The organism is Mycobacterium sp. (assembly GCF_052143115.1).
Lineage (GTDB): Bacteria > Actinomycetota > Actinomycetes > Mycobacteriales > Mycobacteriaceae > Mycobacterium.
Genome location: NZ_JBKQTQ010000187.1, coordinates 1 through 8184 on the forward strand (window position 1 = coordinate 1; position 8184 = coordinate 8184).

Annotated in this window: 10 protein-coding genes and 3 tRNA genes; 1 reads left to right on the forward strand and 12 read right to left on the reverse strand. The window is 63.8% G+C overall.

Annotated elements, in window-relative coordinates; genetic code table 11:
- Positions 1–579 precede the first annotated feature (579 nt).
- Positions 580–1443: a cyclopropane mycolic acid synthase family methyltransferase gene (locus ACLQI9_RS19700; RefSeq protein WP_442384490.1), complete on the forward strand. Its 864-nt coding sequence runs from the start codon at positions 580–582 to the stop codon at positions 1441–1443.
- 35 nt (positions 1444–1478) lie between these two features.
- On the opposite strand, the gene ACLQI9_RS19705 is transcribed toward ACLQI9_RS19700, so the two are convergent.
- The 12 genes from ACLQI9_RS19705 to ACLQI9_RS19760 form a co-directional block, all read right to left on the reverse strand.
- Positions 1479–3353: a fatty acyl-AMP ligase gene (locus ACLQI9_RS19705; RefSeq protein ID WP_442384441.1), complete on the reverse strand. Its 1875-nt coding sequence runs from the start codon at positions 3351–3353 to the stop codon at positions 1479–1481.
- A 64-nt stretch (positions 3354–3417) separates the two neighbouring features.
- Complete coding sequence (gene rplA, locus ACLQI9_RS19710; protein WP_442384443.1) at positions 3418–4125, reverse strand: 50S ribosomal protein L1; 708 nt, start codon at positions 4123–4125, stop codon at positions 3418–3420.
- Positions 4126–4199: 74 nt separating this feature from the next.
- Positions 4200–4628 (reverse strand): 50S ribosomal protein L11, encoded by a 429-nt coding sequence (gene rplK / locus ACLQI9_RS19715; protein ID WP_442384445.1) that lies wholly within the window; start codon positions 4626–4628, stop codon positions 4200–4202.
- Positions 4629–4656: 28 nt separating this feature from the next.
- Positions 4657–5385, reverse strand: coding sequence for a transcription termination/antitermination protein NusG (nusG, locus tag ACLQI9_RS19720; protein WP_442384492.1), 729 nt, complete (start codon positions 5383–5385; stop codon positions 4657–4659).
- Between the two features lie 143 nt (positions 5386–5528).
- The gene (gene secE, locus ACLQI9_RS19725) at positions 5529–5978 is read right to left on the reverse strand and encodes a preprotein translocase subunit SecE (protein ID WP_442384447.1); all 450 of its coding nucleotides are present in this window, start codon (positions 5976–5978) and stop codon (positions 5529–5531) included.
- A 121-nt stretch (positions 5979–6099) separates the two neighbouring features.
- Positions 6100–6172 (reverse strand) — tRNA-Trp (locus ACLQI9_RS19730).
- Positions 6173–6306: 134 nt separating this feature from the next.
- Positions 6307–6807 carry a (3R)-hydroxyacyl-ACP dehydratase subunit HadC gene (hadC, locus tag ACLQI9_RS19735; protein ID WP_442384449.1) on the reverse strand — a complete coding sequence of 167 codons (501 nt, stop codon included), beginning with the start codon at positions 6805–6807 and terminating at the stop codon, positions 6307–6309.
- A 2-nt stretch (positions 6808–6809) separates the two neighbouring features.
- The gene (gene hadB / locus ACLQI9_RS19740; protein ID WP_442384451.1) at positions 6810–7238 is read right to left on the reverse strand and encodes a (3R)-hydroxyacyl-ACP dehydratase subunit HadB; all 429 of its coding nucleotides are present in this window, start codon (positions 7236–7238) and stop codon (positions 6810–6812) included.
- Positions 7225–7704 carry a (3R)-hydroxyacyl-ACP dehydratase subunit HadA gene (gene hadA, locus ACLQI9_RS19745; RefSeq protein ID WP_442384453.1) on the reverse strand — a complete coding sequence of 160 codons (480 nt, stop codon included), beginning with the start codon at positions 7702–7704 and terminating at the stop codon, positions 7225–7227. Before hadA ends, hadB begins: the two co-directional genes overlap by 14 nt.
- Positions 7705–7753: 49 nt before the next feature.
- A complete protein-coding gene (rpmG, locus tag ACLQI9_RS19750) occupies positions 7754–7921 on the reverse strand; it encodes a 50S ribosomal protein L33 (RefSeq protein WP_003898538.1) in 168 nt (55 codons plus the stop codon).
- A gap of 37 nt (positions 7922–7958) precedes the next feature.
- Positions 7959–8032 (reverse strand) — tRNA-Met (locus ACLQI9_RS19755).
- Between the two features lie 36 nt (positions 8033–8068).
- Positions 8069–8141 (reverse strand) — tRNA-Thr (locus tag ACLQI9_RS19760).
- Positions 8142–8184 lie beyond the last annotated feature (43 nt).

Below are 8184 nucleotides of genomic sequence, written 5' to 3' on the forward strand. Positions count from 1 at the left end.
TCTGGTGTCAGAACTCCACGGTTCTTCGGTGACAAGGCGTCGATCACGCGGGCGGGCTCCAACCACAAATCCAGCGTCAAACTCCCCGGACCCGACACCCCGCGCGACACGCCGAAACCATCCAGCCCATCAGCGCCGGCACCGAACCCAGAGAGTGCAGCCACCGGATCCGCCCGTCTGTGGAAAGAGGTCACACCTCGGGAATTGACCAGGCGTCACCCGATGGCTACAGAACTATTAGGACTTGACGACACTTCCTCGAGACTGCCAAGCCGGCCGGGATGGTTGGCCGCACGGGGGTGCTGGACTCCGCCCGTCGTATGACGCGGGGTCGCGATGGACGCAGTCGGCTGGCTATGATCGGCAGGTCACCGCGCCCGACCGTGGTGATCCACGGTGTAGCCGACAAATGAATGCGCCCTTCCGCCGGGCGGGCCGTGTCCCGGGCTATCAACGACGCATGGCTCGTTTTGTTGAACAGCATCGGACACGAACCACCCGAGGAAATGCGGGTCAGGTCAGGGAGATCAGACATGCGGCCGCCGGCCATCCCACTTCAAGATGGAGAACCCTACAGCAGTGCCAAAATTTGAGCCGAAGTACGAAGAGCTTCAGTCGATCTACGACATTTCCAACGAGTTCTTCGAGCTGTTCCTGGGGCCCACGATGGGCTACACCTGCGGCTACTACGAGAGCAAGAACACCACCCGCGACGAGGCGCAAAACGCCAAGTTCGACCTTGCGCTGGGCAAGCTAGACCTGCAGCCGGGAGCTACCCTGCTCGACATCGGCTGCGGCTGGGGCGGCGGCATGCAGCGCGCGATCGAAAACTACGACGTCAACGTGATCGGGCTCACCCTCAGCGAACGCCAGCGCGAGTATGCCATCGCCAAGCTGGCCAAAGTTCCGACCACCCGCAACATCGAGGTGCGGCTGCAGGGCTGGGAGGAATTCGAGGGCAAGGTCGACCGCATCGTGTCGATCGGCGCGTTCGAGCACTTCGGCCACAAGCGCTATCCCGCCTTCTTCGAGATGGCCTACAACGCGTTACCGAAAGATGGCCGGATGCTGCTGCACACCATCACCACGATCAGCGGCTCGGAGGAAGCGCAAAGCAAGGGCATTCCGCTGACCCTCGAATTGGCCCGGTTCGTCCTGTTCATCATTAAAGAGATCTTCCCCGGCGGGCAGTTGCCGTCGGCGTCGATGCCCAGGGAATACGCCACCGCGGCCGGGTTCACGGTAAGCCGGGACGACGAAATAGGGCCGAACTACGTGCGGACGCTCCAGGACTGGGCGGCAGCGTTGGCGGCGCACCGCGACGAGGCCATCTCGGCCCAGTCGCAGGAGGTTTACGACCGCTACGACAAATACCTCAACGGCTGCGTGCGGTTATTCCGCGAGGGCTGCACCAGCGTTCATCAGTACACGCTGCAGAAGTAGCCCGGCCGCACGTCGATCGGGCGGTTCGCGATCGATCAAGAATGGCCCCGCAGGCCCAACTCGCCGTTGAGATATTGCGCGCGGCACGCCCGACGCGCCAGCTTGCCGCTGGTGGTTCGCGGGATAACGCCGGCCGCCACCAGCAGCACATCCGACAACGGCAGGCCATGCCGGCGCGATACCGCCGCCCGGATCGCATCGATCACCGGTTGCAGATCAGCCCGGCCCGCGCCAACCGCCCGCTCGGCAACGATGACCAGACGCTCGCCGGCCTCATCGGCGGGCGCTCCCGGCACCTGGTTCGCCGGCACCGAGAACGCCGCGACGTAGCCCGAGCGCACTGCCGACGACGCCTCAGCCGTGGTGGCCTCGATATCCTGCGGATAGTGGTTGCGGCCATCCACGATAATCAGATCTTTGATACGCCCAGTGATGTAGAGCTCACCGTCGAGATAGACGCCAAGATCACCGGTCCGCAGCCAGGTGGCCTCGCTCGGCGCCCCGTCCGCATGGCTGCCTACCGGCAGTCGGCACTGCAGCTTGTTGCCGAACACCCGCTCGGTTTCCTCGGGGCGTGCCCAGTATCCACGGCCGATATTGTCGCCGTGCAACCAGATCTCGCCGACCTCCCCGTCGGGTAATTCCGCCTCGGTGTCGGGGTTGACGATGACGCCCCACTGGCTGCGGGCGATCCGGCCGCAGGAAACCTGCGCGATGGCGTTGGGCGCGTCCGGCGAGACCCGAACCGCACGCCCGACGCCCAACTGGTCGCGGTCCAGGTAGATAAGGGTTGCCCCAGCGGCGGGGTCGATGGTCGAGACAAACAGGGTCGCCTCGGCCATGCCGTAGGACGGCTTGACCGCCGTGCTTGGCAGGCCATACGGGGCGAACGCCGCGTTGAACTTCGCGATCGAGTAGATGCTGACCGGTTCGGAGCCGTTGATCAGCGACACCACATTGCTCAGGTCGAGGTCCTCGCCGGCATCGGGGAGCCCGCGCTCAACGGCCAGGTCGAACGCGAAATTCGGAGCCGCCGCGAATGTGCGGCCGTGCTGAGACTCGGCTGCTAGCTGGCGGATCCACCGCTGCGGCCTTCGGACGAACGCGATCGGCGACATGAGCGTGACCTGGGTGCCGAATACCGCCACGCACACGATCATCAGCAGGCCCATGTCGTGGTAGAGCGGCAACCAGCTGACGCTGCGGATGTCCCAGTCCATGCCGGTCGAGATCACCATCTGCAGCACGTTGGTGCCGATCGCCCGGTGGGTGATCTCCACACCAACCGGCGCCCGCGTCGACCCCGAGGTGTACTGCAAATACGCAATGTCGTCGGTATCGAGATGAACCGAGGCGAACGTGGCGCCCACCGAGTCGGGGACTTCATCGATCGCGATCACCCGCGGTCTGCGGCTGCGCGGTAGCGACCGAACGAACTCCTGAACCGCCGCACCCGCGGCAGCGGTGGTCAGTATCACCGCGGGCTGGGCATCGGCGAGCACCGTGTTGAGGCGCTCCGCATGCCCGGGGAACTCAGGCGCGAACAACGGCACTGCGATGTCGCCGGCCTTGATCGCAGCGAAGAAACCGACGATGTAGTCGATGCCCTGCGGAGCCAGTATGGCCACCCGATCACCCCGGGAGGTCACCTGCTGCAGGCGCGCACCGATCGCCCGCAACCTGGTGCCCAGCTCGGCCCAGGTCAAGTTGATGGCCTCACCGTCGGCATGCTGGGTGTAGTCGAGGTAGCGGTAAGCGATGGCATCGCCGATGTCGGCGATGTGGCGGTCCAGAAATGTCACCAGGTTGACGCCTTCTGGCAGGACGATGCCGCCATCCGCATCGAGGTAGTCGGTCAACTCCAGCCGGTCTCCGCGACCGCCACCTTCGTTACCCGAGGCACTTCTCATGAGGGGATCTTAAGAGAAGAAGGTGTGTTCGACTGTCGGTGACCCACCTTGAATACCCGAGTGCCTACGCCTCGGCGACGTTACGGGTGATCGACGGGTCGACCGGGATACCCGGGCCGGTGGTCGTCGACACCGTGATCTTCTTCAGGTAGCGACCTTTCGACGACGACGGCTTGTGCCGCAGCACCTCGTCGAGCGCCGCGCCGTAGTTCTCCGCGAGCTGCTTCTCGTCGAAGGACGCCTTACCGATGACCAGGTGCAGATTGGCCTGCTTGTCGATCCGGAAGTTGATCTTGCCGCCCTTGATGTCAGACACCGCCTTGGTGACGTCCGGGGTGACGGTGCCGGTCTTCGGGTTGGGCATCAGGCCACGCGGCCCGAGGATCCGCGCGATCCGGCCGACCTTGGCCATCTGGTCGGGCGTGGCGATCGCCGCGTCGAAGTCCAAAAACCCGCCCTGGATCTTCTCGATCAGGTCGTCACTGCCGACCACGTCAGCGCCGGCCGCGGTTGCCTCCTCGGCCTTTTCGCCCACCGCGAACACCGCCACCCGGGCGGTCTTACCGGTGCCGTGCGGCAGGTTCACCGTGCCGCGGACCATCTGGTCGGCTTTGCGCGGGTCAACACCGAGCCGAATGGCCACCTCGACGGTCGCGTCCTGCTTGGTCGACGACGTCTCCTTGGCCAGCTTGGCCGCTTGCAGCGGCGTGTAGAGGCTGGTGTGGTCCACCTTCTCGGCGGCCGCGCGATATGCCTTGCTGTTCTTGCTCATTCGATAATCCAATCTGATGTTGGGTTGTGGTTGATGAAGCGGGCCGAAGCTGGCCCTCCCACGAAATCGCCGTCCTACTCGACGGTGATCCCCATCGACCGGGCGGTGCCGGCGATGATCTTCGCGGCGGCGTCGATGTCGTTGGCGTTGAGGTCGGCCTTCTTGGTCTCGGCGATCTCGCGGACCTGATCCCAGCTGACCTTGGCGACCTTGTTCGTGTGCGGCTCGGCCGATCCCTTGGCCACCCCAGCGGCCTTGAGCAGCAGCTTGGCCGCAGGCGGAGTCTTGAGCGCAAATGTGAAGCTGCGGTCCTCGTAGACCGTGATCTCCACCGGGATGACGTCGCCGCGTTGGTTTTCCGTCGCAGCGTTGTACGCCTTGCAGAATTCCATGATGTTGACGCCGTGCTGGCCGAGCGCCGGGCCGACGGGCGGCGCGGGGTTGGCTTGCCCAGCCTGGATCTGGAGCTTGATCAGCCCGACGACTTTCTTTTTCGGGGCCATGAGATGTTGATGTTCCTTTCGTGCAGCGCTAAATCTTCGAGACCTGGGTGAAGCCCAGTTCCACAGGTGTTTCGCGGCCGAAGATGGACACCAGCACCTTGAGTTTCTGTTGTTCGGCGTTGACCTCGTTGATGGTCGCCGGCAGCGTGGCGAACGGCCCGTCCATCACGGTGACCGACTCGCCAACCTCGAAGTCGACCTCGACCACCGGGCGTTCCAGACCGCCTTCGCTGGCCGCGGCGGCAGTGCTCGCCGCGCCCTTGGCAGGTTTCTTGGCCGCGCCCTGCGGCAGCAGGAACTTCACCACGTCGTCCAGCGAGAGCGCCGACGGGCGCGAGGTCGCGCCGACGAACCCGGTGACGCCGGGGGTGTTACGCACCGCCGACCAGGAGTCGTCGGTCAGGTCCATGCGCACCAGGATGTAGCCGGGCAGCACCTTGCGGTTGACCTGCTTACGCTGGCCGTTCTTGATCTCGGTGACCTCTTCGGTGGGCACTTCCACCTGGAAGATGTAGTCGCCGACGTCCAGGTTCTGCACGCGGGTCTCGAGGTTGGCTTTGACCTTGTTCTCGTATCCGGCGTAGGAGTGGATGACGTACCAGTCGCCGGGCTTGCGGCGCAGGTCGGCTTTCAGTGTGACAGCCGGGTCGACGTCTTCATCGTCTTCATCGTCCGATGCGGCGGCCTCGGCCGACTCTTCGGGCGCAGCGGCCTCCGCAGCGGTGTCGTCGGTCAACGTCGTGGCGTCGTCGGCCACCGCGTCCGGGGCACTCGCCTCGCCGGTGACCTCGTGTAACGCCTGTTCGATGTCGACCGTCTCACCCACGGGCAGATCGCCGTTGGAGATAGTCACGGTTTTTTTGGTCCTTCCTATACGTCAGCTCTGGCGCGTCTGCGGCCTCAGCCGAATACCTCTAGCACCAGCTTGGCCAAGCCCAGGTCCACCAGGCCGATCAACGTCACCATGAACACCAGGAAGGCCAGCACCACCGAGGTGTAGGTCATCATCTGCTTGCGGTTGGGCCAGATGACCTTGCGCAGCTCGGCGACAACCTGCTTGAGGTAGTTGTAGACATAGACGATCGGGTTGGTCGACGACCCTTGTGATTTGCGGGCCTTCTTGGCTTTCTTGGGCTTCTTGCCCGCCTCATCGTCGGCGGTGCTCTCAGTGAGCTCGACCGCACCCGACGAGCTGTCGTCATCGGTGACATCGTTCTCCGCGCCCTCCGCTTGCTGACGGGACCGCTTGCCGGTAGGGCGCTGCGGCCGCGTCACCACTGCCGTGCGGCCGCGCGCTTCCTCGGCTCCGCCGTCGGCTGCGGCGTCGGCATCGTCGCGTTCGTCGCTCACCGCATGCTCCTTCGTTCAACCTCGTGTTGGTGGTCACTCTCCAGTGTCCACCATCGCACTCACTTCTGGTCCGGCTTCTCCTCGGGCCGTCCCGGCCCGCATCGTCGCCGCACGTATTCAGCAGGGGCGACAGGACTTGAACCTGCAACCTGCGGTTTTGGAGACCGCTGCTCTGCCAGTTGAGCTACGCCCCTTCGCTGGTTGGCAGGCCAACCTGCGCTTGCGGGGCCTACACAACGCGCGCGCTCACCAATTTGAAGGAAAAACGCGCTGGTAATGGGAAAACCCCGAGGTCCGAGTGTACATCGGAGCAGGTCTCAGGTACTAATCACGCCGTCCGGACGACCTGCCCGGACTCGATGTCCCACTTGAGATTGATCGAGTCGTCGCCCTCGTGACCCATCACCGTGGTGTAGGCCTCCAACACGACCTCTCCGGCGTCGTTGGTGCAGGTGTTCCTGGTGACCACGATGTCGGCGCCGAACCGTTCGACGACGGAGTGGACCTCCATCCGGGCATGCAGCACGTCGCCGGCAAGGATCGGCTTGTGGAAGACGAACCGCTGGTCGACCTGGACCATCTGCAGCGTGTCGTAGCCGGTATCGACGTTGCGCATGAAGTCCGCCTGGGCCAGCTTCCCAAGGATCGTGGAAAAAGTTGGGGGCGCGACGATGGCGTCATACCCGAGTTCGGCGGCCGCCTTTTCATCCAGGCAGGCCGGGTCGTCGGCCTTAACCGCCTTGGCGAATTCGCGCACCTTCTCCCGGCCCACCACGTAGCTGTCCGGGTACTCCCACACCATCCCGCGGATGTCGGTATTGATCGCCATCGTTACGCCAACGTCGCCGATGCGACGGCCCGACCGAAGATCTTCTTGCCGCCCGTGGTGGCCGTAATGGCGATCGTCACCGACTTGCTGTCCGGATCGAGCGACTTGACCCGGCCGGTGAACAGGATCTCGGCGCCCTTGCCGTCGTTGGGTACCGGCACCACCGCGGTGAACCGCACGTTGTACTCGGTCACCGCGCCGGGGTCGCCGACCCACGAGGTGACGTAGCCGCCGCCCAGCCCCATGGTCAGCATGCCGTGCGCGATCGCCGTGTCCAGGCCGACGACCTTGGCGATCTCGTCGTCCCAGTGGATCGGGTTCAGGTCACCGGAGACACCCGCATAGTTCACCAAATCCTGACGGTTCAAGGGATAGACCTTCTCCGGAAGCTGGTCACCGACCTGCACCGAACTGAACTCACGCAGTGGCATGGCTGAAACCCTCGTCTCCCTCTTCGCCAGCACGACCCGCCAGGGTCGTGTAAGTCTCCTGTACGACCTCACCAGCGTCGTTGGTCACGATGTTCTTGGTGACGATGATGTCGGTGCCGTGCGCCTTCCGAATCGAGTCCACATAGACGTCGCAGTACAGCTTGTCGCCGACCTGGATCGGCTTCAGGAACTTCAGCACCTGGTCGACCTGCACAATTTTCTCGTCCTGTATGCCGATGTTGGCGTATTCGAAGAACGCCGACTGAGCCTTGTACCCAAACACCGAGATGAACGTCAGCGGCGCCAGTAGCCCGTCATAGCCCAGCTCTGTCGCGGCCTTCTCCTCGAAGAAGGAGAGATCATCATTTTTGACGGCGACGGCGTACTCCCGGACCTTCTCCCGCTCCACGATGTAGTGATCCGGGTACCGGTAGTGCATCCCGACGACGTCTTTGCCCAACGCCACGTCTCTAGAACCTACCTAGTCAGTCTGAATATTTGCTCGCGGGTTAGCGCTAACGTGTCTCGCGGTGGGCTTGGTGCTTGCCGCAGTTGGGGCAGAACTTCTTCAGCTCCAGCCGGTCGGGATCATTGCGGCGGTTCTTCTTCGTGATGTAGTTGCGGTGCTTGCACACCTCGCATGCCAAGGTGATCTTCGGCCGCACGTCGGTACTGGAAGCCATGTCCGTTTTCCCTCTTACAAGTCGCGTTGTTGTGTTGTAGCGATGGCCGGACTCGAACCGGCGACCTAACGATTATGAGTCGTTCGCTCTAACCGACTGAGCTACATCGCCTCTGGCACGGTCCGCCCGCCTGCTCGGCGTCCGCCGAGCCCCCTAACGGAATCGAACCGTTGACCTTTTCCTTACCATGGAAACGCTCTACCGACTGAGCTAAGGGGGCCGTTCACCCGTAGCGACCAGTCGTGCCGCGGGCCTAAAAGAGG

What these genes read in the sequence shown, in the direction of transcription:
- rplA (WP_442384443.1), bottom strand. Translation starts at nt 4,125, where the DNA reads ATGAGCAAGAACAGCAAGGCATATCGCGCGGCCGCCGAGAAGGTGGAC.
- hadB (WP_442384451.1), bottom strand. Translation starts at nt 7,238, where the DNA reads ATGCCACTGCGTGAGTTCAGTTCGGTGCAGGTCGGTGACCAGCTTCCG.
- rplK (WP_442384445.1), bottom strand. Translation starts at nt 4,628, where the DNA reads ATGGCCCCGAAAAAGAAAGTCGTCGGGCTGATCAAGCTCCAGATCCAG.
- ACLQI9_RS19705 (WP_442384441.1), bottom strand. Translation starts at nt 3,353, where the DNA reads ATGAGAAGTGCCTCGGGTAACGAAGGTGGCGGTCGCGGAGACCGGCTG.
- rpmG (WP_003898538.1), bottom strand. Translation starts at nt 7,921, where the DNA reads ATGGCTTCCAGTACCGACGTGCGGCCGAAGATCACCTTGGCATGCGAG.
- hadC (WP_442384449.1), bottom strand. Translation starts at nt 6,807, where the DNA reads ATGGCGATCAATACCGACATCCGCGGGATGGTGTGGGAGTACCCGGAC.